We start from the raw sequence: 26,711 nt of genomic DNA, 5'->3' as shown, positions 1-26,711 counted from the left end.
TGCTCACGCCGGGCGCGCACCGAAGCGACGGTCCCGGCGGGCGTAAATCTCCAGCACCCGCATGAAGCTGGTTTCATTGAAATCCGGCCAGAGCTGATCGAGGAAAACCAGTTCGGCATAGGCGCTCTGCCAGAGCAGGAAATTGGAAAGCCGGTGCTCACCGCTCGTGCGGACAATGACATCCGGATCTGGGATGCCCGCCGTCAGCAGATGACGCGACACGACATCCTCATCAATCGAATCGGGGTCGATCTCGCCGCGTTGCGCCGCCCTCGCCAGCGCCTTCGCGGCCTGCACGATTTCGCTGCGCCCTCCATAGGACAGGGCGAGCAGCAGCGTCAGGCCGGTATTATGCGCCGTCAGCCGTTCAGCCCGCTCAAGCTCATCGCAGAGATCAGGGCCGAAACGGTATACTTCACCGACAAACAGGATGCGTACCTGCTGGCTGTGCAGTTCCGCCACCTTGTGACGGAGATAAAAGCGGAGCAGACCCTTCAGATCCGCCACTTCATCAGGGCCGCGCCGCCAGTTTTCAGACGAAAACGCGTAGAGCGTCAGATATTCCAGCCCATGCGTCCGCGCAGCCTTCAGGCAGCGGGTCACCGCCTCGGCTCCCGCGCGATGACCGGCGATGCGCGGCAGCCCACGGGAGGCCGCCCACCGTCCGTTTCCATCCATGATGATCGCAACGTGCCGGGGGATCGCGCCGTCCGAAGACTCTCCGATCGCAGCCTGACCCGTTGTCGCCGTTGCCAGTGGAAGAGGCATCCGCGGGATCAGACCTGTTTGATCTCGCGCTCTTTTTCGGAAAGCGCCTCGTCGATTTTCTTCACATACTGGTCAGTGAGCTTCTGGATCACGTCCGACCACGTCTTCACGTCGTCCTCGCTGATCTCACCCTTCTTCTCGAAGCCCTTGGTCTTGTCCATGCCGTCACGACGGACACCGCGAACGGCGATCTTAGCGCCTTCCGAATAACGACCGGCAGCTTTGGCCAGTTCGTTACGACGCTCTTCGGTCAACTGGGGAATCGGCACGCGGATGGTCTGACCTTCGCCCGCCGGGTTGAGACCCAGACCTGAATCGCGGATAGCCTTTTCCACCAGACCAGCCAGCGAGCGGTCCCAGACCTGAACCGTCAGCATGCGGGCTTCCGGAGCCGCGATCGTCGCCACCTGCGTCAGCGGCACTTCACCACCATAAGCCTCGACACGCACCGGCTCCAGCAGAGCCGCGTTGGCGCGTCCGGAACGCAGACCGGCAAAATCACGACGAAGACTTTCCATCGCTCCTTCCATACGGCGTGTCAGGTCTTCAGTAAGCGTGTCCAGCTCAGCCACGGCGGCTCTCCCCTCAACAGACCGGCGGTGCTGATCCACACACCGATTCAAACATGAATAATTGATGAACGTCTTTGCGCTGTATCAACCGGCTTCTTCAATCCGTGTAAATGGCCCTTCGCCACGCAGCACGCGCTGGAACGCACCCGCTTCGTGAATATTGAAGACGATGATCGGCAGTCTGTTCTCACGGGCGAGGCTGATGGCCGCCGCGTCCATGACATTGAGATCGCGCGACAGAACTTCAAGATATGTCAGGCTCTCATAGCGCTTGGCGTCCGGATTCTTGCGGGGATCGGAGTCATAGACGCCGTCCACCTGCGTTCCCTTGAGCAGGATATCGCAGTCCATCTCGGCTGCGCGCAGGGCTGCCGCCGTATCCGTGGTGAAGAAGGGGTTGCCCGTCCCAGCGGCGAAGATCACCACCCGGCCTTTTTCCATATGGCGGACAGCGCGACGACGGATATATGGCTCGGCGATCGAGGACATGTGAATGGCCGACATGACCCGGGTGGGGATGCCCTCCCGTTCCAGAGCATTCTGCACCATCAGCGCGTTGATCACGGTGGCCAGCATCCCGGCGTAATCGCCCTGGGCGCGATCCATACCGCGTGCAGCGGCTGTCAGGCCGCGGAAAATATTGCCGCCACCGACGACGAGGCAGACCTGAACGCCGCTCTGTGCGACTGCGGCGACGTCAGCCGCGATGCGGTCGACCGTCTGGGCGTCAACACCATACTGGCCGGTGCCCATCAACGCCTCACCGGAGATTTTCAGGAGCGCACGACGCGGCGTGGCGGGGCCTTCAGCGGTGATGTTCATGGTACCTCAATGCGCGGATAATTCGGATGGCATGTCCACGTCCCTCATCGCTCTGCCGAACGACAGGACATGGAACCCGAGGCCACGTCATATCGCCCGATGACGCGTATCACAAGAACAGACGTAAATATCCCTATAAAATTCAGGTTTAACCGTCTGACGCGGGCCTCCAGCAGGATCAGCACCTTCCCATTTTCAGCGCTTCAGACAACGCTCCGACACAACAGCTCTTGCGTCCAGAATTCGTCCGGGCACCAGACACCCGAAGAGCAACCGACCAGACTGGCGTGCAGTCTCAAACAGAGACGCCACGCTACACAGAAGCACATTTATGCTTTTTGCAAAGAAAGCCGAGGAAAGTACTACCATCCCCCTCAACCCCTTTGTCTCATCAAGCCGTTCTTCAAAAAGGCACGACTCAGGCGTTATCGTCGAGCCCGATGGCCCGCAGGCGCGCCCGCTCCTCATCCCAGCCAGCGCGCTCCTTCACATTGAGGAACAGATGACAGGGGCGGTCCAGCAGGTCGGCAAGCTGAAGCCGCGCCTTGAGGCCGATTTCCCGGATACGGCGACCCCGCTCGCCAATGAGGATCGCCTTGTGGTTCGCCCGGGCAACATAGACCGTGACATCAATCCGTACGGAGCCATCCGGACGTTCGACGAAACTTTCCGTCTCGACCGTCGCGCCATACGGCACTTCCTCATGCGTCTGCAGAAAGATCTGCTCACGCACCAGTTCCGCCGCCAGCAACCGATCCGGCAGATCGGTCATGTCGTCTTCCGGATACAGGAACGGTCCGAGAGGCAGGGACTCCGCCAGACGGTCAAGCAGATCGTCCACGCCATTGCCTGTCCGGGCGCTGATCATGAAGACGTGCTCGACCGGGATCATCTCGGCGACCGCCGCCGTCAACGGCAGCAGGGACTGCGGCGTCACCAGATCCGTCTTGTTCAGCACCAGCCAGACACGTCGTCCGGCCTTCGCCAACTGCTCGACCACAGCCGTCGTCGCTTCATCCAGTCCGGATTTCGCGTCGATCAGCAGCAGCGTGACGTCCGCATCTTCGGACCCTGACCATGCGGCCGCCACCATGGCGCGGTCGAGCTTGCGCTTCGGGCGGAAGATGCCCGGCGTATCAACAATCAGAATCTGCGTTGCATGCCGGATCAGGATACCGAGCACCCGGAAACGCGTTGTCTGCGCCTTGGGGCTGACGATCGACAGCTTCGCGCCCGCCATACGGTTCAGCAGGGTCGATTTCCCTGCATTCGGCGCCCCGACCAGCGCGGCGAACCCGCACCGTGTCTCTTCTGTCATGTCCGTCCTGCTCCCGGTGCAGTGTTAAATCTTTCCAGCAGGTTGGCCGCGGCGGCACTTTCAGCCGCCCGCTTGCTACCCGCCTCTCCTTCGCCGACCATACCGGCGGCGTGAACTTCCACGACAAAGCAGGGGGCATGTGACGGCCCGTCCGCGCTGATCACCTCATAGGCGGGCAGAGCCAGCCCACGGGCCAGCACCCATTCCTGCAAGGCCGTTTTGGGGTCTTTCGGTGGCCTCGCCTGCGCGATGATGGCGCTTCCCCACCATTGCCGGACCAGTTTGCGGGGCGGCTCAAGCCCACCGTCCAGATACAGCGCGCCCAGAATGGCTTCGAGCGCATCCGCCAGCACGTTCGCCGTGCCGCGTATCCCCGCCTTGTCCTCGTGCTCGGCGACATCCAGAGCCTCGGGCAGTCCCAGTTCCTGTGCCACCTGCGCCAGTGCTGTGCGTGACACCAGATGGGCGTGACGCGAACCGAGCGCCCCTTCCTGCTCATCCGGATAGCGTTCCAGCAGCCATTCCGCCATCAGCAGCCCAAGCACACGGTCACCGATGAACTCAAGCCGTTCATTCGAGCCCGCGCCCTTGGTCTGGTTTTTTCCTGAGCGTTTCCCCGTGCGCCGCTGGTGTGCCGCGGAACGATGGGTCAACGCTTCCCCAAGCAGCTTCGTGCTGGCGAAGCGATACCCAATCCGCTGCTGCAACCTGTCGAGTACGGTCTGTTCCACAAAATCCCCGTTCGTCACTGTCGATCAGTGCACGACATGGAAAAGCCGGGCCCACCGGATTTCCGTCGGCCAGGCCCAGAATTGCCAGATCGGGTGCGTCATATCCACCGAGAAGAAGATCATACCTGCCCGGCCCACAAGATTCTCCATGGGCACGAAGCCGAGGTCCTGATCCTCATCCCCCATGAACCGGCTGTCCGCGCTGTGATCGCGATTGTCGCCCATGGCGAAGAAATAACCGGCGGGCACAACGTAATCAGGCGTGTCGTTCCGCTGCCCGTCCTCCGGAAAACGCAGGACGCCGTGCTCAATCGGCAGCCGTCCGGCGCTTCCGGGCAGCGTCTCACGGCACAGGTGCCCTTCCCGTCCCATGTGATACTCATCCTGCTCGGCATATTCGCCTTCAGGAGCACAGGGGACGGCCGTTCCGTTCAGATAGAGCTGCCCGTCACGCATCTGGATGTGATCACCCGGCAGACCCACAATCCGCTTCACGTAATCAATGGACGGGTTCTTGGTGAAGCGGAACACCGCCACATCGCCGCGATGCGGCTCAGCGCCCCAGACACGTCCCTGAAACAGGTTGGGAGAAAGCGGGAAGGAGTATTTCGAATAGCCGTAGCTGTATTTGGAAACCCACAGATAATCCCCCACCTGCAGCGTCGGGATCATCGAGCCGGAGGGGATGTTGAACGGTTCGTAGAGGAATGTGCGCACTACCAGAACCAGCAGAATGACACTCGCAAGCCAGCGCACGAAGTCAAACAGGCTCTCCCCTCTGCGGGCAGTCCCATGCTCCTGCGTCGTTACGCTTTCGTCCGTCGGCTTCATTCCGTCCCCTGTTTCCGCCTGATCCCCGCCACGCGGCAAGGCTATCGCACCCTGACCGGGCGGGCGGATGAAGCCGAGGCGACCCGCGCCTGTCAAGCAAAAGCGCTCAGAGGCGTGGCAGGGCCTCGATCATGACCTGCGCCAGTGCATACGGTGTATCATCCGTCATCGACAGGTGCAGACGCCCTTCCATACCAGCCGGAATCATGGCGGCCAGCCTGACGGCGGCCCCTCCGGTCAGTGTCAGCAGCGGTTGCCCGGACGGCAGATTTCCCACGCCGATGCAGCTATGGAACACACCATCGGCAAAGCCTGTCCCAAGCGCTTTGGCGCAGGCTTCCTTGGCGGCCCAGCGCTTGGCGTAAGCGCCGATCCGGGCCTGTCCGCTACGGCGTTCCGCCCGAGCCCGCTCGGTTTCCGTAAAGACACGGTCCAGAAAGCGGGGACCAAAGCGTTCGATGGCTTTCTCGATCCTGCGCATATCGCACAGGTCCATGCCGGTGCCGATGATCATGCCGAAAAACCCCTCACGACCGCGCCCGTTCGACCTGTGAAATCCCCTCCACGGAACGGAGTCCGCCGATCACACCCGAAAGATGCCGCAGGTCACGTACTTCCACATCAACCAGCACTTCCATGAAATCGAGCTGGCGATGCACGATCTTGAGATTGACGATCGAGCCATCCTGTCTGGACACACCGTTGGTGATCGTCGCCAACATGGTCGGCTCGTTCGCGGCGATCACAGTGACGCGGCCAACAAACGGCTCGCTGCCAGCTTTCCCGATCCGCCCGAGCGCCTCGTAATCCCAGTCCACATCCAGAAAACGCTCCGGTGTGGCGGCAAAGGATTCCAGCGTCTGGCAGGCCGCCGTATGGATGGTGACGCCCTTGCCGCTGGCCACGACGCCGACAATCCTGTCTCCCGGCAGCGGATGGCAGCATCCCGCGAAATGAACGGCAATCCCCGCCCCGAGCCCGACCAGCGGCGCCATTCCGGCGCCTCCCGTCTTTGGTCTGGGCATCGGCGCACGCGCCACGAGTCCCGGCACCATACGGGGGCCACGGGTGGTGCGGCGGAGTTCCGGGTAGGCGGCGTGAACCACATCGCGCGGGCCGATGCTGTTGGTGCCGACCGCGACATACAGGTCTTCGACAGAGGCCTGCTTCAGTTCCTTGAGCAGCGTCTCCAGCACTTTTTCGGAACCATCGACGCCTTCCTGACGGAACGCCTTGGCCAGAGCCGCCTTGCCGGAATCCAGCGAGACCTGACGCTGCTGCTGCGCGACATAACGGCGGATACGGGCGCGGGCCTTGCCGGTGACGACAAACCGCTCCCATGACGGCGATGGCGCACCGCCGCGAGCGGTCATGATCTCGACCTGATCGCCGTTCTGAAGCTCGTACCGCAGCGGCACCAGCCGCCCATTCACCTTCGCGCCGACGCACGAATCACCGACCTGACTATGAACGGCGTAGGCGAAATCGACCGGGGTCGCCCCGGCGGGCAGCGGGATCAACTGGCCTTTCGGCGTGAAACAGAAAACCTGATCCTGATAGAGTTCGAGCTTGGTATTTTCGAGAAACTCATCCGGAGCAGCGGAATCTTCCAGAATTTCAAGAAGATCCTGCACCCAGCGCGGGCGCTTCATCTGCCGCGTGGCGTCGTCCGATACCGTTCCGGTGGGAAGCTGCTTGTAGGCCCAGTGCGCCGCCACACCATTTTCGGCGATGTCATTCATCTCCTCGGTGCGGATCTGAACTTCAATTTTCTGGTTGCGCGGGTGACGCAGGGTCACGCCGGTATGAAGGCTCTGGTAGCCGTTGGCCTTCGGCGTGGAGATGTAATCCTTGAACCGTCCGGCGATCATCGGGAAAGCGCCGTGAATCGCACCCAACGCGGCGTAACACTCCTCCCGCGACTCCACGATGAGACGGAAGGCCATGATGTCGGACAACTGCTCGAACGCCACATTGCGGCGCTGCATCTTTTCCCAGATCGAATAGGGCGATTTCTCCCGCCCTTTCACATCGACACTCTCAAGACCCGATTCATGACAGAGACGGATCAGTTCGCGCTTGACGTCCTCGATGATGTCCGCACCCTGCCCGCGCAGATAATTCAGACGGGCGCGAATGGTGGCGTCGGCTTCCGGCTCCAGTTGCGCAAAAGCAAGATTCTGAAGCTCGGTCTTGACGCGATCCATACCGATGCGTCCGGCGAGCGGCGCATAGATATCCATCGTCTCACGGGCGATGCGGCGTCTGCGGTCCTCGCGCTGCACGAAATGCAGGGTCCGCATGTTGTGCAGACGGTCCGCCAGCTTGACGATAAGGACACGGATGTCCTTCGACATCGCCAGCACGAGCTTGCGGAAATTCTCGGCCTGCTTGGTACGGTCGGACTGAAGTTCCAGACGGGTCAGCTTGGTGACGCCATCGACGAGTTCGGCGATCGTGGGACCAAACTGTTCCCTCAGCGTCTCGACGGTGACGCCGGTATCTTCGATCGTATCATGCAAAAGGGCTGTCGCGATGGACGGCACATCCATCCGGAACCGGGCGAGGATCATCGCAACGGAGAGCGGATGGGTGATGTAGGGGTCTCCCGCGTCCCTCAGTTGGCCGTCGTGCGCGTTACGCGCGACCTCGAAGGCTTTCTGGACGAGCGCAACGTCTGCATCCGGATTGTAGCGCAGGATACGCTGGATCAGACGATCCGCTGAAACCTCGACGATTTCATCATTTTCGGGAAGCGCCCCGCTCCTGCCACGGGAGAGCATGGCATGCTGTTCCTGCTCCACTCTCATGCCTTTCCACCGGACAGGCCACAGTCAAATAGCTGAGCAGCAGGAGGGAGCGCGGGGATAACGAAAATCTCCATGATTGACCGGAGGAGGTTCAGTCCCCGTCAGACGCTCTGGAAAAGAGAGCGTCCGGCGGTGCAGTCTGTCAGACAGGAATCAGCGTTTGCCGCGACCTGACATTTCGGCTTCAAAAGCGGCCTTCATTTCTTCCGGAGAAAGATCGGTAACCTCTTCCTCGGCGGAGCTTTCCTGTAGACCGAAGATGTTCTGTTCGGTCGGGATAAGATCCATGACCTCTTCGTCAGCCGGCTCCGGCTCGGGAGCACGCGCCAGAGAGCGCACCAGATCACTGCGCAGCGGTTCGAGCTGGACGGTTTCCTCGGCGATCTCACGAAGCGCGACAACAGGATTCTTGTCGTTATCGCGATCGACTGTCAGTTCCTCACCGCGGGACAGGTTGCGTGCGCGCTGAGCGGCAAGCAGAACCAGTTCAAAGCGGTTCGGCACCTTCTCGACGCAATCCTCGACTGTGACGCGCGCCATGGGGCGGACCTCCCGAAAATTTTGTTAAAGATGTTTCTTACCATCATCCCCACTGCAAGGGAAGCCTCCACCACTCCCGCCCTGCTCCAGCCGCCGGATGCCCTGAGGAGGCAACGCCTCCAGCAGGGTCTGCACCGTCTTTCCCGAGCCCGGCTCCCGCCAGTCCGGCAGGACATCTCTCAAAGGCAGAAGCACGAAGGCCCTCTCATGAGCCCGGGGATGCGGCAGCAGGGGAGCGCCCTCCGTTATGACCAGCCCCCCCACATCGATCAGGTCCAGGTCCAGCGTCCGGGCCGCGTTCACCACGCTGCGCACCCGCCCGAATGAAGCCTCAATCCCGTGCAAGGCCTCAAGCAGAGCCTGCGGTGAAAGAGAAGACTTGCCCACCACGACGCCATTTATGTAGGGAGGCTGACCGGAGGGTGGAACCGGCTCGCTCTCGTACCACGGGGACACGGCGTTCACACTCAGTCCGGGGAGGCCACGCAGGGCTTCCACCGCGGCGTCGCAGGTTGCGGCCGGAGGTAATATTCTTCCATCAACGGGATCACAACCGGCAAGGTTCGCACCAATGGCTATCACGACCTGCACCACCTTGATCCTCCTACCCCTGAAACACGCCCCGGCCTTCCTGTGAAAAGATCCAATGGGATTCGAGCGACACATAACCAAGTCTTAACCTGTTCACCATACAGTCATCGGTATTAAAGGAATACAAACTTAATGATCATTCATAACACTGAACGCACCAGCCTCTTCATTGATGGATCAAGCCTTTACTCTGCGTCCCGCGGTCTTGGTTTCGACGTCGATTACCGCAAGATGCTCGATTTTTTCGCACGGAGATGCCACCTCCTGAGAGCCCATTATTATGCGGCGATTCTCGATACTGAGGAATATTCTCCCATCAAGCCGCTGACGGACTGGCTGTCCTACAACGGCTATTTTCTGGTGACCAAAACAGCGCGCGAATACACCGACCAGAGCGGTCGCCGTCGTATCAAGGGCAACATGGACATCGAAATCGCGGTGGACATGATGGAAGCGGCGCCCCGCATTGATCATGCCGTCCTGTTCACGGGCGATTCGGACTTCCGGCGCGTGGTTGAAGCCGTGCAGCGTCAGGGCGTCCGCGTCACCGTCGTATCCTCCATGCGCTCTTCTCCGCCTCTTATCGGCGACGACCTCCGCAGGCAGGCTGACCAGTTTGTCGATCTGGCCGATATCGCGGACGACATCACGCGCCGACCGGCTGAACCCCGTCCCCGTCAGACCCCGATTCGCCATCCGGCAGATCAACTGAGCGAGCCCGAATAGGCCCACCCACCATATTCCTTCCATCCCACCTCTTACTCCCCGGTGGGATGGAGGGCTGTTTTCAGGAGCATGTTATCCCATGGGAGTCGTTACCTCATCTGCCGTCGCTCTTTCAGGCACGATGGATTTTACGGACAACAGCGCAGTCTGCCCGCGCATCACCTTGCCCGGCTCCAGCGCCGGACTGTCCGAGCAACGACTCCCTTTCGGTCCCGCCAACGCCAGTCTTCTGATCGTAGCGCCAGCTTTCATCCATCCGCAGGAAAGCGACGATCCTTCCCACTTCGATACCCAGACCGAAACCGTTTTTTACGAAGCGCTGGTCGAAGCCGGTTTTCTTTCGCGCAGTGCGAATGAAAACGGGGACGGTGCACTAGTGCCTGCAAAGACCCGGTTTATCAGCGTTATCCAGTCTCCCCCGCGCTCCGATCTGCCTCTGCCGTCGGATGTCGTGGCCTGCAATCATTTCCTGCGTACCGAATTACAGACACTACCCAATCTGCGGGTTGTCCTGACTTTGGGCGTGCTTGCGCATAATGCGACGCTCGCGGCCTGTGGCGTGCCATTCTCCCGTGTCAGTTTTCAGAACGGTCAGATTTCGAGCATGCCCGACGGGCTCAGAATTGCGAACAGCCTACAGCTCTCACGCCATAACCTGCAAAATGGCCATTTGTGCCAGGCGTCTTTCACAAAACTCCTTCAGGATATCCGGCAGGAAATCGACTCTCCGGAATAGGGTCACAGCCCCCTCCCGCTTCACGCCCTCCCTCCCATAGACATGGCAGACCGATAACCCCGTAAACTGGCGGTATCCTACCTCAGAAACTGGAGGCAGGGCGGAGATAGTGCTTTCAAAAAAACTGTCTTATCGTTCAGGTATTGTTTCAGACGATATTCCGGCCTGGATCAGGACAGGATTGACCAGCATGACAAGACTCTCTCCCGAAAACGCGACACGCATCGGATTTATCGGCTTTGGCGCGATGGCCAGCCGGATGGGCGATCACCTCGCGGCCGCAGGTTATACAATCAGCGCCTACACACCTTCCGGTCGCTCCCCCTCATTTTCCGTTCCCATGTTTCCGACACCGCAGACCCTTGCGAAGCAGGCGGATACGGTTGTGGTCTGTGTGCCTGACGATGAAGCCCTTGCCGCGTCAATGTATGGCGACAACGGCGCTCTGGCAGGGATGGCCAGAGGCTCCCTGCTCATCAACACCTCATCGGTGTCGCCAGAAGCCGCGGCAGCCCTGTATGACGTCGGTCAGAAACACGGCATTACCGTGCTTGACGCTCCCGTATCAGGCAGCACGCCGGAGGCTGATTCCGCCAGTCTCGTCATCCTCGTAGGAGGAGACGGGGAGGACGTGGCAAGGGCCGCGCCGATTTTTGACGCCATCGGCAAGCTCACCATCCACGCGGGTCCGTCCGGCAGCGGCGCGCGTCTGAAACTCGTCATCAATGGCATCATGGGCGCGGGACTGACCACTCTCGCCGAGTCGGTCGCTTACGGCCTGTCTGCGGGGCTGGATCGCTCCATGCTCTTCGATGCGCTCGATCAGGTCGCGGTGATCTCTCCTCATCACAAACGCAAGCTGAAAGCAGCGAAGGACGGCAATTTTGCGCCGCAGTTTCCGGCCCGTCTCATGCAGAAGGATATGCGCCTGCTGCTGGATGCGGCGGCACGTGAAGCCGTGCCGGTTCCGACACTGGCGGCCGCCACACAGCAACTTTCCCTGACCCGTCGCCTGTCACCCGACGAGGATTATTCCTCGCTCATCCGGGTCATGGAAAACACCATCGCCAACGATCGCTAAACCGGGCAACACAGGAGGGGTCAGCGCCCCTGATCTCTCCAATTTTCTTCACGGCCCTTTTTCTTGAAGAAAGGTCAAGGAGGTGCTGCCCACCTCCCGCCTCCGGAAGCCCTGATCGGCAAGTCAGGGGGCCCGTGAACCCTTGCGGGCGTGGGCAGAGCCCGCATGGGGACCATTCCAGAGAACCGTCGGCATGACTCCCGCCGCCATCACAGCCAGCCGGTCGCCAACACCCCTTGCCGCGCCAGTCGCAACGGGCGGACGGGCCAGATCCCTGCGGGCCAGAATCGCAGGCAGCATGGCCAGTCTTGCCTGCCGGATTTCCTGACGGTCCGGCAGAAATGCCAGCCCTTCCCGTCGCAGAAGGCTTACGATTGTCTCCAGTCTCGTGCCTTCCAGAAGCGCCTCGCCGTCAGCGTGAACAGACAGTCCAACATTCGCGAACACCTCTTCCGGCAGAGGCATGCGTCCACTGAGCAGAACCTGCGGCAGATACCGCACCAGAATCCCGGTGCCAAAAGCCGCACCGGTACGGGTTACAGCGGTCAGAATCGTTTCATCTGCGATTCCCAGCAGTTCACCGACCATCCGCTGCATCATGCCGGCGCCATCCAGCATGGCCGAACGCCACGCCGTCCAGTCCGGGAAACGGCACAACTCCGCCTCCCGCGCGTCAATCAGTGTCAGCAGAGGGGCCTTACGGACAATGCCGCCCTCCAGCAGGCCCGCCAGCGCCACGGCGATCTCATGACGGGACTGTCGCCCTTGCTCAGGACTTTCAACCACATCCCGCCACCACTGGAGCCGGATCAGACCCGCCATCGGGCCGGTCACCGTGCCCGACACAGGTAGAACAAGGGCTTTCGACAGCTCACAGTTCAGCGCAATGAGCGTAAAGGCCGCCACCCTGATGGTCTGCGGCAGGAGCATCGCACAGAAAAACCGATCGGGATCACATAAACGTGCTGTCGTTTCACAGTCAGGCTTTTCCATTTTTAATGGATCTCTTTCCGCCATACCTGCGTTGAACCTTTCAGGAAGTTGTCAGCCATCTATCACGCAGGCATCCCTTGACGCTTTTCCGGGTGGACCATAGCTGTTGAGGGCGGCATCGTTTCGCCCTGTATTCGTGCCCTGTGTCCGAGATTGCAATCCAAGGAGACCATCATCATGGCATTTGAACTGCCTGCCCTCCCTTACTCCTATAACGCCCTTGCCGCCAAAGGCATGTGCCAGGAGACTCTGGAGCTTCATCACGACAAGCATCATCAGGCTTACGTGACAGCCCTGAACAATTTCGTGGAAGCCAAGCCGGAGCTTCAGGGCAAGTCCCTCGACGAGATCATTCTCGCCGTCAAAGGTGATGCGGCTCAGGCTCCTGTGTTCAACAACGCGGGTCAGCACTGGAACCACATCCTGTTCTGGCAGAACCTGTCCTCCAACGGCGGCGCAATCCCGCCGGCTCTCGAAGCCAAGATCAAGGAAGATCTGGGCAGTGTCGAAGCCTTCAAGGAAGAGTTCAAGAAGGCAGCGATCTCCCAGTTCGGCTCCGGCTGGGCATGGCTGGTTCTGAACCCGAACGGTAAGCTGGCCGTCACCAAGACCGCCAACGGCAGCAACCCGCTCGCCGAAGGTCAGGGCACGGCGCTTCTCGGCCTCGACGTCTGGGAGCACGCCTATTACCTCGACTTCCGTAACCGTCGTCCTGACTACATCACCAACTATCTCGACAAGCTCGCCAACTACGAGTTTGCCGAAGCTCAGCTCAAATCCGCCTGAGCCACAAAAAAACAGGCCGGAGGGTAATTCCTCCGGCCTGTCTGTTTCCAGAATTACACTTTTTGTAAAGCGGGCGGAAAGTGCCGCGTCTTTCACCCGACATGCGTTACAATTCGCCGGAACGTCCGAAATGAACCCCGCAGGCTTTCATCCGGAACGGGCGATCTGACTGAAATAATGTCCGGAGCAACCGGACCGAAATGACCGGGTCAGCACACCTGCAAATAATTTCGTGCCCTTGGTCCGCTAGGCGCACGGCCATTCCGGTTTAAAGACAGATAAAATAATCTTTTAAAAACTATTGATTGAAATGAATCAGTTCAATTTGCCCCATGCCGCAAGTTGATCGACAATCGACTGGGGCGTCATCTTGCTCGCATTGGACAGGGCCCCAATGGTGCCTGCGTTGAGGGCTTTTCCGTCAGACGACACGATCAGGACGGACGGCACCGCCGTAATCTCGACACCATAATTCTCCCCGATACCAAGATTCGTGTTGCGGCGTGAAACATTGACCACCACGACCTCAAAGTTCTGGGCAATCCATGCCGACACCGCCGGGATCGCCAGAACACCCGACAGAGACCAGCAGTCGGGAGACCAGTTTCCGCCAAAATCCAGCAGAACCGGCTTGCCGCTCACCTTGGCGCGCGCAATCGCCGCCTGAAGCTGCGCCTGAGCCATTTCCGGCACAGGATACGGCACCACAACCGGATGCACCGGATCATCGCCAACGACAGGCGCCGTCGTCATTGTCCGGGCCATGGCAGCCTCGGACATCACACCAGCCAGCGCGACACAGCACGTCAGGCACAACCCTAATTTCAGAAAACGCATCACATCTCCTTCCCCTCAAGTGGATCCGTGATGTCGTGTTTTCACTGTCACAAAAGACATTCGCAACAAGAGAATGCAGATTTCAGAAGATTCCGTTTTCCGACCAGAAAAAGGTCACCTCATGCTTGTTGTGGAACAGATGCGCGAGATGTCCTCCGGGAATGGCCGCGAACTGATCCAGAATGGCGAAATCGGTCTCACCCTGAAACTTCACGCTCATGACAATCCTTGCCGCCCGTCCCGCTTCAATCCATCGTTTCACCAACGTCAGAAGACGCTCCGGATAAGCAATGACATCCGAAAAAAGCCAGTCCACACGCTCTTCATTGCTCGGCTCCAGACCAAAGGCGCTCTCCTGCCGGAACCTCACACCGGGCATGGCGGCGACGGATGGAGCAAGCGGCGCACGGTCGATTGCCGTTACACTGGCTCCAAGTTTCGCAATAGCCCACGTCCATCCACCCGGCGTCGCCCCCAGATCCAGACAGGTTTCCCCCGGCACAGGCCAGCGCCCCAGCCGGGTACAGGCCTCCCACAGCTTGAGATAGGCGCGTGAGGGCGGCCCCTCCCGATCCTCAACGAATTTCACCTCACCCATCGGGAAAGGGCTTGTTTTGGCTTGGGAAAACAGAATCCTGTCGGGAGCGAGAAGCGTCCAGCCCCCCAATGGACTTGTCGGTGGCAGTTGCGGGAACACCAGCGGCGCCGCCTTGACGGGCGGGAGTTTATCGACAATCAGCGACGTCCTTCGGAAGAACTCCACCGGCGCCAGCGACCAGTTTCGCTGCCTGCCTTTCAGCAGGCGCGCCGCTTCTCCAATTGAAACAATCGTGTGGATTTCAGGGGATGTCCAGACATCAAGCGCCCAGACACTGACCATGGGAGGCGCCTCACAGACCACCAGACGCCCATGCCAGAAAGCTAGCGTCACTCCCGACCGTTCCAGTTCCTTCTGTAGAACGTCCTCAAATCCCGGAGCCGCGACATAGACGCTACCAACAGAAATATCATCAGTCATGACGGGCAAGAAATCCTACACCAAGCACAATCCACGACAGGATCAGGAGAGACCCTCCTGTCGGCGCAACGCTTCCAAGATGATGGCCAGAAAAGGCCGTCACATAGAGCGCGCCACAGAAAAGCATGAGACCGGGCAGCATCATGCAGCCAGCCAGCGCCTGCAAACGTGAAGGCGAGCGTAGTCCCACCCCCAATGCCAGCAACGCCAGCGCGTGCCACATCTGCATCTGCACCGCCTCACGAACGATCTCCCGTCCTTCCGGCAGCCCGAACCGCTCAATCGGGAGATGGGCGGCGACAGCTCCCATGGCCACGGCAACAGCCGCCAGAAAGGCGGCAGCCGCACGCCAAAGACGAGCTATAATCATGTCAGTCCTTTCCTGAACACTCTGATGAACTGTGCGGGACGCCGTGCGTTCGGCTTCTGGCCCGCTACCGTTTCCATGATTGGCCAAGTCACAAACGCCGTGGTAACCGCGAGAAGAGAAACCGGCAAGAAACAAACCTCCGTGCCCTGGTTCCACCATCGGGGAAACCCGCAATAAAAGAGTAGATTCATGAATATCTTCAAAAAAATAACTGCTGTTGCAGCCCTCGGCGGTCTGGCGGCATGCTCAGCAACGCAGCCACCGGCACCACCAGCGCCTCCGTCTCTTTCAGCAGCGGATACAGCCTTCGTGCAGACGGTCGCCGAAGCCAATCTGACCGAAGTGGCGCTTGGCAAGATCGCTCTGACCAACGCAGGCACCTCCGGCGTCAAGAGCTTCGCCCAGCATGCCATTTCCGAACATACAAGCGCCGAAGACCGTCTGGCCAGCATTGCGTCGGCACATGGCATTACCCTGCCCACATCACCCAATGATGACGACCAGAAAATCATTACAGATCTCGGCGGCGTCAAAGGCGCGAAATTCGATAAGGGCTACATTGCCAACGCCATCCAGTCACATACGAGCGCCGTGAAGCTGGCAGGCGATGAGGCAGCCGCTACATCCGATGCCGATCTCAAGAGCTTTGCCACCGATTTCCAGCAGACAGCGCAGGCGCATCTGGAAGCCGCAGAAGCCCTGAAGAGTCATAAAGGTCATCCGGGCGTCTATCGCGGCAAGCGCCACGCCCATACGCACTGATCTCCAGCATGTGCGCCGCCTCCCGAAAATTCTGTATTTTCGGGAGGATTGCCACAGGAAATTCATTCCTAAAAAACCGAAAACAATATTCCATAACACCATAATTCCTGAAAATTCACTTCATAAAATCAGATCATTTTTCAATTTCGTATTACAGAACATATCTTTCCATTACGTGGAATTTCGACAATCACAAGAATTCCTTGAGACAAGCCGTCTATACCAACGATTTTATAAAGTGTTTCTTCTTGCGGAAAGATTTCCTGAACGCGCCCCCAAACGGCGTTTTTGAAAACTGATTTACTATCAACAGAGTGAAGACAATGAAGTAGCTTCCCTTGCGGATGCGGACAGGTCAATCCGAAACGTTGCCGGTCCTGAAACAGTATCCGATCAGGTGAGCAACATGCAAAATCTGCCTAAAAACAAAGGAAATTGACTTCCCTTACCCCTCGACATCCATCTTTCTGAACGCGACAATTTCTGCCATCAGAGACGGAAACAGAAGAACGGCCTCCGGCAGTCCGATCATAAAACCCGCCAGCCCATGCATCAGAAAACACGGCCAGAGAAACCATTTTTTCCGCTGACCGACCGCCAGAACAAACAGAAGCAGACCAGCGACCAGCAGAGCCGCCGGCGCATAATCATGATAGAAAACATCGGAAAAATCGCGTGGCGGAATGGCATGTCCCACACTGGACACTGCCTCACTGATCTGACGCCCTGTTGTCAGCCACAGGGCGAGATTAAACAGTAGGCGGAAGGGCAGAAACAGCGCCTCCATGACGCTCTGTAGCAGAACCAGAAAACCTGAAATCAGATTTGGCACCAGCAGGGCCGCAAGCTGGCAGACGCAGGAGAGCACAACGATCGCACGCAGCAATCCCAGATGCTCTTTTCCGTGAGTCAAAGAACAGACCGAAGAAGTAACAGTCAGTCTTTCCACCACTTCACAGGCTGCTGGCCTTCTTCATCCATTTCCACATCGCGCGGACTGGCGACGTTTTTCTGAGGAACGGAACGGGTCTGCTGCCGTAGCGCCTTGATGTCAGCGCGAGCCTGCTGCAAGGCAAGCTGCTCGCCAGCCAGTTCCAGTCTCATCGCAGCCAGTTCCGCCTCACGTGTCGCAAGGTTTTCCTTAAGCTCGGCCACAAGAACCTGCGCGTGGCCAAGACGGGTCTCAAGCGAACGCTGATGCGTTTCAAGTTCCTGCACCTGACGCTCGGCATCATTGCGGGCGCGTCTTTCCGCCTCAAGAGCGCGATTGGCAAGCTTCGTCTCGCTATCACCGGACTGCGCGGACGTGGTGCGGGCAGCAGGCCGTGAGAACGGATTATGCTCTACCTGCACATCTCCATCACGCACAAAGCGGCGCTTGCGGAACTGCCCCGCCGCATCCTGACCGGCCCGTGGCGACAGACGAAGCTGCTGATCGTTCTGGCGTGGCGCATTCTGGCGCGGCACATTGCCACCGGACGTCGGGGCGCTCGCCTTGTGTGACCCCATGCGGTTCAGCGCACGCAGGGCTGCTTCTTCAGCGTCATGATCCGTAAGGTTGTCCTCCAGCAGGTCAGCCTGAGAGGATCTTTTCAATAATCCACTATCCACTACTATACTTTCAAATTTCAAGTCATTCCGGCCATCACAGAAACAGATCCTGCAGAAGCAGAGACCGCCGACGTGACGCATCGCCAGATATAACTCTGAGTGCCCATGATCTGTGGGATTTCGCCGGGACAGAACTGAGCCGACAATCATCTTTTACGAGATTGGGATGACAGGTAGCACGAAGCTTTCACTACTACAAGAAACCCGCAGATATTCTTTTTGCCATGAAAGCTTACATGGTCATCCGGCAAGAATTGCAGCAACCAACTGATACAAATTATCAAGAAACATGAAATTCAGTGTGTGTCTGCAAACAGGGTGGCGCCGGGCTGCCAGAGCACATCCTGCCTGCCGTCATCATTAAGATGTCGTCCAAGTACAAAGAAGTAATCTGAGAGCCTGTTCAATAACGGCATAAGAACAGGATTGATCGTTGTCTGCCCGGACAGCGCCACAACCGCGCGCTCCGCTTTCCTCACCGCTGTACGGGCAATATGCGCCCAGGCCGCAGACACCGATCCACCCGGCAGGATAAAACTGGTCAGAGGCACCTGAAGGACACGCAGTCTTTCGATCTCGGCCTCAAGCGGCACGATAACGCTGTCTGTCAGACGTTTCGCATGCTTGCTGCCCTCGGGCATACAGAGATCACCGCCCATATCAAACAGCAGATTCTGGACCGCCATCAGCTTTCCGGACAGATCCGGGTCCACGACATGACTCCGCAACACACCCACAGCGGCATTGGCCTCATCCAGCACGCCGATCGCCTCGACATGAAGATCAGCCTTGCTCAGCCGCGTTCCGTCTCCAAGGGACGTCTGCCCCTTGTCTCCGCCCCGCGTGACGACCCGGTCTATCCTGACTGACATGCGTTCTTCACTTTCCTTGCTGGAATATCTGCTGGAGCAGGCAACTATTTCTTTTTCGCGGGTTCCTGCGGCTTCGGTATCGGTGTGGCGTCCCGGCTCGAATAGCGCGTGATCATTTCCTCAACCGCCCCCGCCGCCTCTTCCGCTGCCGCCATGGCGACATCGCCCCACATGCCGTCCATCGAATGAGCCGGGATGTCATGAAGCTGGGTCGCAATCCCGACTTCCTTGTTATCCTTGTCAGTCACACGCCAGTCGATGCGGATGTTCTGCTGCGGATGCCCCCGTGTGCCCTCAGGGCCATCCGTCACCTTGACCGTTGTCGTCACGGTAAAGTCGGCATCGGTGCGGGACGTCTGTATCGTATCCTTCATTTCCTTGAACGACACGACAAAAGCGCGCGCCAGTGAAATGTTGCCGTCGCCCGGCGCGCCCGTCACCCCCTGAAAGAAAATCCGCGCGCCCCGATGCTTCAGACTTTTCGGATCTTCCTCCATGCTTTCAGCCATGACACCGGTCAGAATACTGACAATCTGCCCCGCGCCCTGTTGTGCCGCCTCACGCAACACTTCCGGACCACCCGCCGACCAGACAGCCGCCGGAACACCCGGCCCTTCCTGCGTCGCACGGACAGTACCCTGCGGCGTCATCAGCGAATAAAGCGGCACGATGGCATCACCCCGCTGCTCGGTATGCAGCTTCACCCACCAGTCGCCGGGCCGGACAGGCTGAGCCATCGCCGGGATCGACTGATCGAGCAGCGCCTGTGTCACCTGCGCCGCCCAGAGCTTTTCACCCTCCGGACTCAGGCTTCTGTCGGTCGGTAGAGGAATATCGAGACGGGATGTCGGCGCCGTCGCCATGCCGCCCTTCTGCGCTTTGCCATCATGCTCGAAGGGGTGCGGCACCGAGAGACAGCCGGTCAACAGGCAGGTCGCTGAAAGCGGAAGAAGCCTTGAAAAAATCCGTTTCATCAACCCGGCCCAACCCCGCTTCCTGCCGCAATCACCGAAATCTGGTGCCCGATGGGACCACCGCCCGCCAGAGTGCGACGGCGATGACTGAAAAAGCGTCGTTCGTCTCCAAGCGTATCCAGCCCCACGGACGCCACGGATGTCACTCCGGCGCGACGCAGGCGATCCATGCAATATCCGGCCAGATCAAAATGAAAATGACCTTCCCGCTGGCCCGTCACAAAAAATGCTTGCGCCTGCGTATCCGCTGCCAGCGCAGCATCCCGCATGTCAGCCCCGACTTCATAACTCACCCGCGCAATGCAGGGACCGACGACGGCCACGATTTCCGCAGCCGACGCGCCAAGCGCCCCCATTGCCCGGACCGTCGCCTCCAGCACGCCGCCGACAGCGCCACGCCAGCCCGCATGAGCCGCGCCCACAACCGTTCCATCTTTCGAACCAAACAGGACCGGACCGCAATCCGCCGTGATGACCCCCAGCGCCACATCGGAACGGGAAGTCACCATCGCGTCCGCCTTGCCGCCCTCACCGGGTTTCCACGGTTCGGTGACGGTGATCACGCCGTCACCATGCACCTGTGACACGCCCAGAAGCGATTCATTCGGCAGACCGAAAAAACCGGCGACACGACAGCGGTTTTCCGTCACGGCGGCAGGATCGTCTTCCGACCGGGTCGAACAGTTCAGGCTGGCATACGGCCCTTCCGAAGCGCCTCCGAGACGCGTGAAAAATCCATGGCGTACAAAGGACAGATAAGGACTCTGCACAACCGAGTCTGGCGTAAGCCCGACACTCATTGCTGTTCTCCCGCTGTTTTTTCTGAAAATCCCGGCACAGTCGCCACCTCCGGCGAGGCTATGGCCAGAGCCTTGAACAGACGCCCCATCCGGTCCGGGCCGATCAGCCTGTCCAGACCGGACCGGAGTGCCCCGGCCTGTTCCGGCGCACTCCGGCACAGGGCTTCCGCCCGCTGGACGGCGCCGAGAGCCCGCAGCAGATCGCCCTGCCCGTCCGGCCCATAACACACCGCTCCCGCCTCCTGCGCGGCCCGCGCCATCGACGCGAAATCGACATGCGCCGTCACATCCGCCGTGCCCGCCTCGACCAGAGCCGAGACCGGACGCCCCTGCCGCAACGCTTGCAGGGACTCACCCACACAGGACGTGGCCGTACCGTAATCAATGAACAGCGCCACACCCGGCTCCCTGCGCAGTCTCTCCGCCACATCCCGCACAAAACCAGCCGAAGCGGGCGAAATTTCGACAACATCTCCGGCAACCTCGCCACGTCCGGTCACCTCCGGCGGCACGTCGGCGCACTCCAGCAGGCTCCATTGTCCGTTCTGGACAAAACGCTCCTGCCAGCCTGTCTCCGTGCGGACGAACTGACGAATGGGCAGAGCATCGAGAAATTCGTTAGCGACCAGAACCATCGGACCCGGCGGCACATCTGACAGGACATCATGCCAGCAGACAGACACTCCACACTGCGCCAGCGCTTCCCCCTGCGCTTTCCTCAGACGCGTTGAAGTCTCGATCAGGTGCACGGACAGACCAGTCAGACAGTCGGGTGCGAGGCGAGCAAGAACCCGCAGCATATCCGCCATCAGGGTGCCGCGTCCCGGACCCGCTTCCACCAGACGGACGGAAGAACCGGGCGCCACCGGTAGACCGCGCATGACAACCGCGCACCATGCTCCCAGCACTTCGCCGAAAATTTGGGAAATCTCGGGAGCCGTCACAAAATCCGCGAACGGGTCGAGCCGGGCGTAATAGGCAGCGTTGGCGCGCCCCATGAACGCATCCAGTCTTTCCCCGCCCTGCGAACCCGACACACTCACGCGCCTTCCTGTTCCTCAACACTCCGTCCCGCATAAATCGGCGCACGGAATGCGTGCAGCATAAGCAGCACACCGGCCAGAATCATCGGAATACTCAGAATCTGCCCCATGGTGACGCCAAAGGAGAAATAGCCAAGAAACGCATCAGGCTCACGGAAACACTCACAAAAAATGCGGGCGCAACCATATCCCACCAGAAACAGACCAGCCAGAAAACCGGGACGTTCACGCAGCTTCGGCTGGCGCGCCGCAAATAACAGAATTAGAAAGAGAAGCAGCCCTTCAGTCAGCGCCTCATAAAGCTGCGACGGATGGCGTGGATGACCATCCGTGCCGGGGAAGATCATCGCCCACGGCAGGCTCGGATCGGCATAGCGCCCCCAGAGTTCGCCATTGATGAAATTGGCCATTCTTCCGAAACCAAGTCCGATCGGGACAATGGTCGTCACGCGGTCCGCGAAGGCCAGAAATTTCAGCCCGTAGCGACGGCAGAACAGCAGCATCGCCAGAATGACGCCGATCGTTCCGCCATGGAAGGACATGCCTCCCTGCCAGACGGCGAAAATCTGTGCCGGATGCGCCAGAAAGGCCGAAGGCTGATAGAACAGCACATATCCCATGCGCCCGCCCAGCACGACGCCCAGCGTCACCCAGACGAGAAAATCATCGGCCAGTTCAGGCGTTGCAACACGTGGCGCCCATGTGACCAGCCTTTTCAGAAGCTGGATGCCTATGACGATGCCCGCGATATAGGCCAGCGCATACCAGCGGATTGCCAGCGGCCCGAGATGGACAAGCACCGGGTCGAACTGCGGGAACATGAGCACTGGCAGCATACGGGAATTTTCCTGAAATCCAGCCCTGCGCGGGCCCTCAACGTGATGGAGTAAAGTGTCAGAGGTAAGGGTCGGCCTTCGAGAGGTGATCCCGGACATACTGGTGAATGCCGTCCTCAAGACTGGTGAAGGGGGCGGCGTAACCGGCGGCGCGCAGTCGCGACATATCCGCCTGCGTGAACGACTGATACTGCCCGCGCAGGCTGTCCGGCATGCCGATATACTCGACAGCCCGCTTCACGCCTGCCGCATCGCAGACGGCGTTGGCCAGATCGAGATAGGTCCGAGCCTCCCCCGTGCCGCAATTGAACAGGCCATTGACGGTCGGATTGTCATACAGCCAGAGCATGACCTTCACCACGTCGCCGACCCAGATGAAGTCACGCTTCTGCTGACCATCGGCAATGTCGGCGCGATCCGAACGGAAGAGCCGGGCCGGATGGCCCTGCCTGACCTCGTCGTATTTCACCTTCACGACGGAGATCATGTTGCCCTTGTGATATTCGTTCGGGCCGTAGACGTTGAAGAATTTCAGACCGGCCCATTGCGGAGGGCGTGCGCCACCCTGATCCAGAGACCGCATCACGTTCAGATCGAACGCCTGCTTCGACCAGCCGTAAAGATTGAGCGGCGCGAGCGTGGCGAGCAGGGCCGGATCATCGGCGAACAGAGCGGGCTGATCCGCCGCGCCATAAGTCGCGGCGGATGACGCATAGAAAAACCGTACACCCTGCTGCGCGCACCATGCCCAGAGCCGCTCGGACAGAGAGACGTTGGTGCGCCAGACGAGATCTCCGTCACGCGCCGTTGTCGTGCTGATCGCCCCCATATGGAAGACGGCCTCCACCGTGACGGTGTCGTCGTCCAGAAGCGTCTCAAGATCGTCAGGGGCCACGATACGGAGAGGAACATGACGTTTCAGGTTGCGCCATTTTTCTCCATCCCGGAGACGATCGACAACCACGACATCCAGCCCGCGTGCGCAGAGCGACGCGACCAGACACGATCCGATGAATCCGGCGCCGCCGGTGACGATAATCATGAATTCAGTCTTATAACGATGAGCATGCGCAGAGGACAGGGGGCGTGGGTTGGATTAATCCTCTTTCAACGCTTATAAGCAAAACTTCACAACAGGGCTGGCTCGGACAGCCCTGCCACACCGAGGAGCACCGGAATGGCTGACAGACCGCGTATTTTTGATGACCTAGCCGGTGTTGCCGGTGGCGCGATCTCTGCCTTTGCCGGCGTGAAGGAAGAAATCAACGCGCTGGTCCGTTCCCGCGTTGACGAAGTCCTCGGCCAGCTACAGGTCGTACGCCGCGAAGAATTTGAAGTCGTCAAGGAACTCGCCGCCAACGCCCGCATGGCCGGAGAAGAAGCCGAGCAGCGCATCGCCGCTCTGGAAAAGCGCGTCGCCGATCTTGAGGAAACAAGCACGGCTCCCGGTCACGATGATCAGGGTTCCGGCTGGAGCGGAGACAGCGCCGCCTTTCCGAACTGAGAGTAGAAGGCCGGAGTGTCACAAAAACAGTCACGGCTCATCTTGCCGGGAACGGCGCGGGTCCATAGGCTGAACAGTGTGGCGAGTCGGGTGACTGCTCGCCATTGATTCGCAGACGAAACCACCCCGTAACGGGGACGCGTTTCATGGCTTGGGAGGCCAGCATGCCTGCTCTGACGATGACCACCTCCACTCCCAACTCCAACCCGATCGATCTGATGGAACAGATCGTCTGCGGTTATGAATGGGCGTTCGACCGGCGCAATTCATCCGAGATGGCGGCCGAAGCACCCGGCAAATGGTGCGATTACGGCCTGTATTTCTCATGGTCGACCGAACTCAGCGCCATGCATTTCACCTGCACCTTCGACCTGAAAGTGCCCGAGCCGCAGCGCAAGGCTCTTTTCGAACTGATCGCTCTGGCCAATGAACGGCTCTGGATCGGTCATTTCGCGCTCGATGTCGAAAGCGGAACTCCCATGTTCCGCCACGCCGTTCTGCTGCGCGGCGCTCCGGGCGCTTCCATGGAGAGTCTGGAAGACATGGTGGACATCGCCATCACCGAATGCGAGCGGTTCTACCCCGCATTCCAGTTTGTGCTCTGGGGTGGCAAGGCTCCAGCCGAAGCGCTTGAAGCCGCCATGCTCGACTGTATGGGCGAAGCCTGATGACAGAGCCTCTCCCTCCCCTCCTTCTGGTCGGATGTGGCCAGATGGGAGGGGCTCTTCTCGAAGCATGGATCGCAAACGGTCTCGCGCCTTCAGTCATCATGGACCGTCACCGGGATGTGGTGGCGACGCCACACACCCTTGTAAGGGACCTGTCGAAAATCCCTGAAGACTTCATGCCCGAGGCGGTCATTCTTGCGGTCAAACCGCAGAAAGCCGCGCCGGTCATGCAGGAACTCGCGACGCTGCGCCCCGATATTGTCGCACGCTCGGTCATTGTGTCGGTCATGGCCGGTCTGACCGCAGGCTCGATCGCGGAATGCCTGCGCGGCAAGGCATCGGATGCCACCCCAGCCATCGTGCGGGCCATGCCCAACACGCCCAGTTCCATCGGACAGGGGATGACCGGGCTCTACAGGGCACCAGGCGTCACAGACCGTCAGGAAAAACTCTGCGACCGGCTGCTTTCGGCGGTCGGTGCGACCGTCTGGGTTTCCGAGGAAGATCAGATCAACGCGGTCACGGCCGTTTCCGGCAGCGGCCCCGCCTATGTCTTCCTGCTGGCCGAACTGCTGGAAAAGGCCGCCGCCGAACTCGGGCTGCCGACTGATATCGCCCGCATACTGGCCCGCAAGACCGTTTCCGGCGCTGGAGCGCTCCTTGATCACAGCCCGGAAGACGCCGCCGAACTCCGTCGTCGCGTGACCAGTCCCGGAGGAACGACGGCTGCCGCGCTCGCCGTGCTCAACGCACCGGCAAACTGGCCTTCCGCCATCCCCGAAGCCGTCACAGCCGCCGCCCGGCGCGCTCGCGAACTGGCTTCCTGAACCTCTCCGAAATCAAGAGCCTTTCCCATGCCTATGGAAGAAGAAGACCAGTTCGACTCCACCCTGCTTGAAGCCGCGATGTCTCTCGCTGGCAGCAAGGGCTGGAACAAAGTCTCAATGCCCGAGATCGCCCGGCATGCCGGGCTGGATGTCGGCGAGGTTCGCTGCCGCTATCCTTTCAAGACCTCTGTCCTGCTGCTTCTAGGCCAGTTGGCGGATCGCTCGGCCCTGATCGACGATGGCTCGCTCGGCACTTCCAGGGAAATGCTTTTCGACCTGATGATGCGGCGCTTCGATGTTTTCCAGCAATATCGCCCCGGCGTGCTCTCCGTCCTGAAAACCCTGCCGTTCGATCCGCTGGTCACAATCATTCTGGGAGGCGCCACGGTTGACAGCATGCGCTGGATCGCCGGGGCAGCGGGCATACAGACCAGCGGCGTCGAGGGGGCTTTGCGTGTTCAGGGTGTTGTCGCCCTGTGGGCATACGCGCTTCGTTCATGGGAAAAAGACGAGAGCGAAGATCTCGGTCTGACGATGGTCGCCCTTGAAACAGGACTTGATCGCGCCGAGCGGCTGGGGCTTTTCCGCAACGCTACGACCCTGAAATCCGAGGCAGACGATAACGGAGCGTCAAACCTCCTGACATCTGAAACCGGCGACGCCAGTTTCAACGATTTTCAGGACGGGAAATAAGACAAAATCACTCTTTACGCAGGCGTGGAGCCAGATTAGAACATCTCCACGAACTGCTTTTGGGGTGTAGCCAAGCGGTAAGGCAGCGGATTTTGATTCCGCCATACGGAGGTTCGATCCCTCCCACCCCAGCCAGAAAGCGGTATGACGGTTGATGAACCCGCCATACCAGACCTCTCTCAGACGGCTTTCTTCAGGTTCGGACTTGCCTTGAAACGCACCGTCTTTCCGGCCTTCACCTTGACCGGCTCACCCGTACGCGGGTTCAGAGCCTTGCGGGCCTTGGTCTTCTTGACCGTAAAGGTGCCGAAAGACGGAAGCGTAAACCCGCCGTCCCGCTTCAGTTCCTTCACAATTGCATCCATAAGATCAGCAGCAGCCTTATTTGCGGCCACCCCTGTGCAATTGATCGAATCCTGGATGACCGCAGCAATAAAAGCTTTACTCATGGACCACTCACGCTCCTGGGATGCTTACCAAGACCAATGGCGTGGATCACAGCTATCCACCAAACGCCACTGGCCAATAAGCCGGTTATTAGCGTGGACATTTTAAAGAAACCAGAAAAAAATACCGGAAAACGCCAACTCG

The 26,711-nt window shown here is 59.7% G+C and carries 32 protein-coding genes and 1 tRNA gene; 10 read left to right on the top strand and 23 right to left on the bottom strand.

Annotated features, from left to right (window positions below):
• Positions 1 to 3: 3 nt before the first annotated feature.
• The 10 genes from uppS to folK all read right to left on the bottom strand — a co-directional run bounded on the left by uppS (position 4) and on the right by folK (position 8,983).
• On the bottom strand, positions 4 to 678 hold the full coding sequence (gene uppS / locus LKE90_RS13805; protein WP_407066064.1) for a polyprenyl diphosphate synthase: 675 nt from the start codon (positions 676 to 678) through the stop codon (positions 4 to 6).
• A gap of 98 nt (positions 679 to 776) precedes the next feature.
• Positions 777 to 1,298 (bottom strand): ribosome recycling factor, encoded by a 522-nt coding sequence (gene frr, locus LKE90_RS13800; RefSeq protein WP_291492050.1) that lies wholly within the window; start codon positions 1,296 to 1,298, stop codon positions 777 to 779.
• 126 nt (positions 1,299 to 1,424) lie between these two features.
• Positions 1,425 to 2,162: a UMP kinase gene (gene pyrH, locus LKE90_RS13795; protein WP_291491876.1), complete on the bottom strand. Its 738-nt coding sequence runs from the start codon at positions 2,160 to 2,162 to the stop codon at positions 1,425 to 1,427.
• Positions 2,163 to 2,580: 418 nt separating this feature from the next.
• Entirely contained in the window at positions 2,581 to 3,480 is a 900-nt protein-coding gene (era, locus tag LKE90_RS13790) for a GTPase Era (RefSeq protein ID WP_291491877.1), read from the bottom strand.
• Positions 3,477 to 4,211 carry a ribonuclease III gene (rnc, locus tag LKE90_RS13785; protein ID WP_291491879.1) on the bottom strand — a complete coding sequence of 245 codons (735 nt, stop codon included), beginning with the start codon at positions 4,209 to 4,211 and terminating at the stop codon, positions 3,477 to 3,479. The genes era and rnc overlap by 4 nt, the downstream gene beginning before the upstream one ends.
• A gap of 24 nt (positions 4,212 to 4,235) precedes the next feature.
• A complete protein-coding gene (gene lepB, locus LKE90_RS13780) occupies positions 4,236 to 5,042 on the bottom strand; it encodes a signal peptidase I (RefSeq protein WP_291492051.1) in 807 nt (268 codons plus the stop codon).
• 106 nt (positions 5,043 to 5,148) lie between these two features.
• Positions 5,149 to 5,556, bottom strand: coding sequence for a holo-ACP synthase (gene acpS, locus LKE90_RS13775; protein ID WP_291491880.1), 408 nt, complete (start codon positions 5,554 to 5,556; stop codon positions 5,149 to 5,151).
• Between the two features lie 13 nt (positions 5,557 to 5,569).
• Positions 5,570 to 7,825: a RelA/SpoT family protein gene (locus tag LKE90_RS13770; protein ID WP_291492052.1), complete on the bottom strand. Its 2,256-nt coding sequence runs from the start codon at positions 7,823 to 7,825 to the stop codon at positions 5,570 to 5,572.
• A gap of 180 nt (positions 7,826 to 8,005) precedes the next feature.
• A complete protein-coding gene (rpoZ, locus tag LKE90_RS13765; protein ID WP_077813480.1) occupies positions 8,006 to 8,392 on the bottom strand; it encodes a DNA-directed RNA polymerase subunit omega in 387 nt (128 codons plus the stop codon).
• 24 nt (positions 8,393 to 8,416) lie between these two features.
• Positions 8,417 to 8,983 carry a 2-amino-4-hydroxy-6-hydroxymethyldihydropteridine diphosphokinase gene (folK, locus tag LKE90_RS13760; RefSeq protein WP_291491881.1) on the bottom strand — a complete coding sequence of 189 codons (567 nt, stop codon included), beginning with the start codon at positions 8,981 to 8,983 and terminating at the stop codon, positions 8,417 to 8,419.
• Between the two features lie 132 nt (positions 8,984 to 9,115).
• Here folK and LKE90_RS13755 point away from each other — a divergent pair, with 132 nt between their 5' ends.
• From LKE90_RS13755 to LKE90_RS13745, 3 genes are all read left to right on the top strand, one after another.
• Positions 9,116 to 9,709, top strand: a complete 594-nt coding sequence (locus tag LKE90_RS13755) for a LabA-like NYN domain-containing protein (RefSeq protein ID WP_291491882.1) — start codon at positions 9,116 to 9,118, stop codon at positions 9,707 to 9,709.
• A gap of 79 nt (positions 9,710 to 9,788) precedes the next feature.
• A complete protein-coding gene (locus LKE90_RS13750; RefSeq protein ID WP_291491883.1) occupies positions 9,789 to 10,445 on the top strand; it encodes a uracil-DNA glycosylase in 657 nt (218 codons plus the stop codon).
• Between the two features lie 190 nt (positions 10,446 to 10,635).
• Complete coding sequence (locus tag LKE90_RS13745) at positions 10,636 to 11,526, top strand: NAD(P)-dependent oxidoreductase (protein WP_291491884.1); 891 nt, start codon at positions 10,636 to 10,638, stop codon at positions 11,524 to 11,526.
• 123 nt (positions 11,527 to 11,649) lie between these two features.
• On the opposite strand, the gene LKE90_RS13740 is transcribed toward LKE90_RS13745, so the two are convergent.
• On the bottom strand, positions 11,650 to 12,519 hold the full coding sequence (locus LKE90_RS13740) for a squalene/phytoene synthase family protein (RefSeq protein ID WP_291491885.1): 870 nt from the start codon (positions 12,517 to 12,519) through the stop codon (positions 11,650 to 11,652).
• Positions 12,520 to 12,696: 177 nt separating this feature from the next.
• Here LKE90_RS13740 and LKE90_RS13735 point away from each other — a divergent pair, with 177 nt between their 5' ends.
• Positions 12,697 to 13,305: a superoxide dismutase gene (locus LKE90_RS13735; RefSeq protein WP_291491886.1), complete on the top strand. Its 609-nt coding sequence runs from the start codon at positions 12,697 to 12,699 to the stop codon at positions 13,303 to 13,305.
• A gap of 315 nt (positions 13,306 to 13,620) precedes the next feature.
• Here LKE90_RS13735 and LKE90_RS13730 read toward each other — a convergent pair whose 3' ends face one another.
• The 3 genes from LKE90_RS13730 to LKE90_RS13720 all read right to left on the bottom strand — a co-directional run bounded on the left by LKE90_RS13730 (position 13,621) and on the right by LKE90_RS13720 (position 15,530).
• Positions 13,621 to 14,142 carry a thioredoxin family protein gene (locus tag LKE90_RS13730; RefSeq protein WP_291491887.1) on the bottom strand — a complete coding sequence of 174 codons (522 nt, stop codon included), beginning with the start codon at positions 14,140 to 14,142 and terminating at the stop codon, positions 13,621 to 13,623.
• Between the two features lie 82 nt (positions 14,143 to 14,224).
• A complete protein-coding gene (locus LKE90_RS13725; protein ID WP_291491888.1) occupies positions 14,225 to 15,160 on the bottom strand; it encodes an SAM-dependent methyltransferase in 936 nt (311 codons plus the stop codon).
• Positions 15,153 to 15,530 (bottom strand): DUF423 domain-containing protein, encoded by a 378-nt coding sequence (locus LKE90_RS13720; RefSeq protein WP_291491889.1) that lies wholly within the window; start codon positions 15,528 to 15,530, stop codon positions 15,153 to 15,155. Before LKE90_RS13720 ends, LKE90_RS13725 begins: the two co-directional genes overlap by 8 nt.
• 189 nt (positions 15,531 to 15,719) lie before the next feature.
• Here LKE90_RS13720 and LKE90_RS13715 point away from each other — a divergent pair, with 189 nt between their 5' ends.
• Positions 15,720 to 16,292: a DUF4142 domain-containing protein gene (locus LKE90_RS13715; protein WP_291491890.1), complete on the top strand. Its 573-nt coding sequence runs from the start codon at positions 15,720 to 15,722 to the stop codon at positions 16,290 to 16,292.
• 445 nt (positions 16,293 to 16,737) lie between these two features.
• Here the strand turns inward: LKE90_RS13715 and LKE90_RS13710 are convergent, their stop codons facing one another.
• The 8 genes from LKE90_RS13710 to rfaD form a co-directional block, all read right to left on the bottom strand.
• Entirely contained in the window at positions 16,738 to 17,178 is a 441-nt protein-coding gene (locus LKE90_RS13710) for a hypothetical protein (RefSeq protein WP_291491891.1), read from the bottom strand.
• A gap of 50 nt (positions 17,179 to 17,228) precedes the next feature.
• On the bottom strand, positions 17,229 to 17,888 hold the full coding sequence (locus LKE90_RS13705; RefSeq protein ID WP_291491892.1) for a hypothetical protein: 660 nt from the start codon (positions 17,886 to 17,888) through the stop codon (positions 17,229 to 17,231).
• 311 nt (positions 17,889 to 18,199) lie between these two features.
• Positions 18,200 to 18,775 (bottom strand): cob(I)yrinic acid a,c-diamide adenosyltransferase, encoded by a 576-nt coding sequence (locus LKE90_RS13700; protein ID WP_291491893.1) that lies wholly within the window; start codon positions 18,773 to 18,775, stop codon positions 18,200 to 18,202.
• A 44-nt stretch (positions 18,776 to 18,819) separates the two neighbouring features.
• Positions 18,820 to 19,749: a hypothetical protein gene (locus LKE90_RS13695; protein WP_291501001.1), complete on the bottom strand. Its 930-nt coding sequence runs from the start codon at positions 19,747 to 19,749 to the stop codon at positions 18,820 to 18,822.
• Positions 19,749 to 20,549, bottom strand: a complete 801-nt coding sequence (gene pgeF / locus LKE90_RS13690; protein WP_291491895.1) for a peptidoglycan editing factor PgeF — start codon at positions 20,547 to 20,549, stop codon at positions 19,749 to 19,751. Before pgeF ends, LKE90_RS13695 begins: the two co-directional genes overlap by 1 nt.
• A complete protein-coding gene (locus LKE90_RS13685) occupies positions 20,546 to 21,592 on the bottom strand; it encodes a class I SAM-dependent methyltransferase (RefSeq protein WP_291491896.1) in 1,047 nt (348 codons plus the stop codon). The genes pgeF and LKE90_RS13685 overlap by 4 nt, the downstream gene beginning before the upstream one ends.
• Positions 21,589 to 22,428: a prolipoprotein diacylglyceryl transferase gene (lgt, locus tag LKE90_RS13680; RefSeq protein ID WP_291491898.1), complete on the bottom strand. Its 840-nt coding sequence runs from the start codon at positions 22,426 to 22,428 to the stop codon at positions 21,589 to 21,591. Before lgt ends, LKE90_RS13685 begins: the two co-directional genes overlap by 4 nt.
• 58 nt (positions 22,429 to 22,486) lie before the next feature.
• Positions 22,487 to 23,470: an ADP-glyceromanno-heptose 6-epimerase gene (rfaD, locus tag LKE90_RS13675; protein ID WP_291491899.1), complete on the bottom strand. Its 984-nt coding sequence runs from the start codon at positions 23,468 to 23,470 to the stop codon at positions 22,487 to 22,489.
• A 135-nt stretch (positions 23,471 to 23,605) separates the two neighbouring features.
• On the opposite strand from rfaD, the gene LKE90_RS13670 reads away from it, so the two are divergent.
• The 5 genes from LKE90_RS13670 to LKE90_RS13650 all read left to right on the top strand — a co-directional run bounded on the left by LKE90_RS13670 (position 23,606) and on the right by LKE90_RS13650 (position 26,255).
• On the top strand, positions 23,606 to 23,932 hold the full coding sequence (locus tag LKE90_RS13670; protein ID WP_291491900.1) for an accessory factor UbiK family protein: 327 nt from the start codon (positions 23,606 to 23,608) through the stop codon (positions 23,930 to 23,932).
• A 164-nt stretch (positions 23,933 to 24,096) separates the two neighbouring features.
• Positions 24,097 to 24,600 carry a YbjN domain-containing protein gene (locus LKE90_RS13665; RefSeq protein WP_291491901.1) on the top strand — a complete coding sequence of 168 codons (504 nt, stop codon included), beginning with the start codon at positions 24,097 to 24,099 and terminating at the stop codon, positions 24,598 to 24,600.
• On the top strand, positions 24,600 to 25,427 hold the full coding sequence (gene proC / locus LKE90_RS13660; RefSeq protein ID WP_291491902.1) for a pyrroline-5-carboxylate reductase: 828 nt from the start codon (positions 24,600 to 24,602) through the stop codon (positions 25,425 to 25,427). The genes LKE90_RS13665 and proC overlap by 1 nt, the downstream gene beginning before the upstream one ends.
• A 27-nt stretch (positions 25,428 to 25,454) precedes the next feature.
• Positions 25,455 to 26,120, top strand: a complete 666-nt coding sequence (locus tag LKE90_RS13655) for a TetR/AcrR family transcriptional regulator (protein WP_291491903.1) — start codon at positions 25,455 to 25,457, stop codon at positions 26,118 to 26,120.
• A gap of 60 nt (positions 26,121 to 26,180) precedes the next feature.
• A tRNA-Gln gene (locus LKE90_RS13650) sits at positions 26,181 to 26,255 on the top strand.
• Positions 26,256 to 26,299: 44 nt separating this feature from the next.
• Here LKE90_RS13650 and LKE90_RS13645 read toward each other — a convergent pair.
• Positions 26,300 to 26,569 (bottom strand): HU family DNA-binding protein, encoded by a 270-nt coding sequence (locus LKE90_RS13645; protein ID WP_010666022.1) that lies wholly within the window; start codon positions 26,567 to 26,569, stop codon positions 26,300 to 26,302.
• Positions 26,570 to 26,711 lie beyond the last annotated feature (142 nt).

The organism is Acetobacter sp. (genome assembly GCF_022483985.1).
Lineage (GTDB): Bacteria > Pseudomonadota > Alphaproteobacteria > Acetobacterales > Acetobacteraceae > Acetobacter.
Note: the sequence above shows the minus strand (reverse complement) of the source record. Positions and strands in the feature narration are given on the sequence as shown.

Bases quoted from the DNA above. Each gene is read 5' to 3' on its own strand.
- uppS (WP_407066064.1), bottom strand. From the start codon at position 678: ATGGATGGAAACGGACGGTGGGCGGCCTCCCGTGGGCTGCCGCGCATC.
- frr (WP_291492050.1), bottom strand. From the start codon at position 1,298: ATGGAAGGAGCGATGGAAAGTCTTCGTCGTGATTTTGCCGGTCTGCGT.
- pyrH (WP_291491876.1), bottom strand. From the start codon at position 2,162: ATGAACATCACCGCTGAAGGCCCCGCCACGCCGCGTCGTGCGCTCCTG.
- era (WP_291491877.1), bottom strand. From the start codon at position 3,480: ATGACAGAAGAGACACGGTGCGGGTTCGCCGCGCTGGTCGGGGCGCCG.
- lepB (WP_291492051.1), bottom strand. From the start codon at position 5,042: ATGAAGCCGACGGACGAAAGCGTAACGACGCAGGAGCATGGGACTGCC.
- acpS (WP_291491880.1), bottom strand. From the start codon at position 5,556: ATGATCATCGGCACCGGCATGGACCTGTGCGATATGCGCAGGATCGAG.
- LKE90_RS13770 (WP_291492052.1), bottom strand. From the start codon at position 7,825: ATGCTCTCCCGTGGCAGGAGCGGGGCGCTTCCCGAAAATGATGAAATC.
- rpoZ (WP_077813480.1), bottom strand. From the start codon at position 8,392: ATGGCGCGCGTCACAGTCGAGGATTGCGTCGAGAAGGTGCCGAACCGC.
- LKE90_RS13755 (WP_291491882.1), top strand. From the start codon at position 9,116: ATGATCATTCATAACACTGAACGCACCAGCCTCTTCATTGATGGATCA.
- LKE90_RS13750 (WP_291491883.1), top strand. From the start codon at position 9,789: ATGGGAGTCGTTACCTCATCTGCCGTCGCTCTTTCAGGCACGATGGAT.
- LKE90_RS13745 (WP_291491884.1), top strand. From the start codon at position 10,636: ATGACAAGACTCTCTCCCGAAAACGCGACACGCATCGGATTTATCGGC.
- LKE90_RS13740 (WP_291491885.1), bottom strand. From the start codon at position 12,519: ATGGAAAAGCCTGACTGTGAAACGACAGCACGTTTATGTGATCCCGAT.
- LKE90_RS13735 (WP_291491886.1), top strand. From the start codon at position 12,697: ATGGCATTTGAACTGCCTGCCCTCCCTTACTCCTATAACGCCCTTGCC.
- LKE90_RS13730 (WP_291491887.1), bottom strand. From the start codon at position 14,142: ATGCGTTTTCTGAAATTAGGGTTGTGCCTGACGTGCTGTGTCGCGCTG.
- LKE90_RS13725 (WP_291491888.1), bottom strand. From the start codon at position 15,160: ATGACTGATGATATTTCTGTTGGTAGCGTCTATGTCGCGGCTCCGGGA.
- LKE90_RS13720 (WP_291491889.1), bottom strand. From the start codon at position 15,530: ATGATTATAGCTCGTCTTTGGCGTGCGGCTGCCGCCTTTCTGGCGGCT.
- LKE90_RS13715 (WP_291491890.1), top strand. From the start codon at position 15,720: ATGAATATCTTCAAAAAAATAACTGCTGTTGCAGCCCTCGGCGGTCTG.
- LKE90_RS13700 (WP_291491893.1), bottom strand. From the start codon at position 18,775: ATGTCAGTCAGGATAGACCGGGTCGTCACGCGGGGCGGAGACAAGGGG.
- LKE90_RS13695 (WP_291501001.1), bottom strand. From the start codon at position 19,749: ATGAAACGGATTTTTTCAAGGCTTCTTCCGCTTTCAGCGACCTGCCTG.
- pgeF (WP_291491895.1), bottom strand. From the start codon at position 20,549: ATGAGTGTCGGGCTTACGCCAGACTCGGTTGTGCAGAGTCCTTATCTG.
- lgt (WP_291491898.1), bottom strand. From the start codon at position 22,428: ATGCTGCCAGTGCTCATGTTCCCGCAGTTCGACCCGGTGCTTGTCCAT.
- rfaD (WP_291491899.1), bottom strand. From the start codon at position 23,470: ATGATTATCGTCACCGGCGGCGCCGGATTCATCGGATCGTGTCTGGTC.
- LKE90_RS13670 (WP_291491900.1), top strand. From the start codon at position 23,606: ATGGCTGACAGACCGCGTATTTTTGATGACCTAGCCGGTGTTGCCGGT.
- LKE90_RS13665 (WP_291491901.1), top strand. From the start codon at position 24,097: ATGCCTGCTCTGACGATGACCACCTCCACTCCCAACTCCAACCCGATC.
- proC (WP_291491902.1), top strand. From the start codon at position 24,600: ATGACAGAGCCTCTCCCTCCCCTCCTTCTGGTCGGATGTGGCCAGATG.
- LKE90_RS13655 (WP_291491903.1), top strand. From the start codon at position 25,455: ATGCCTATGGAAGAAGAAGACCAGTTCGACTCCACCCTGCTTGAAGCC.
- LKE90_RS13645 (WP_010666022.1), bottom strand. From the start codon at position 26,569: ATGAGTAAAGCTTTTATTGCTGCGGTCATCCAGGATTCGATCAATTGC.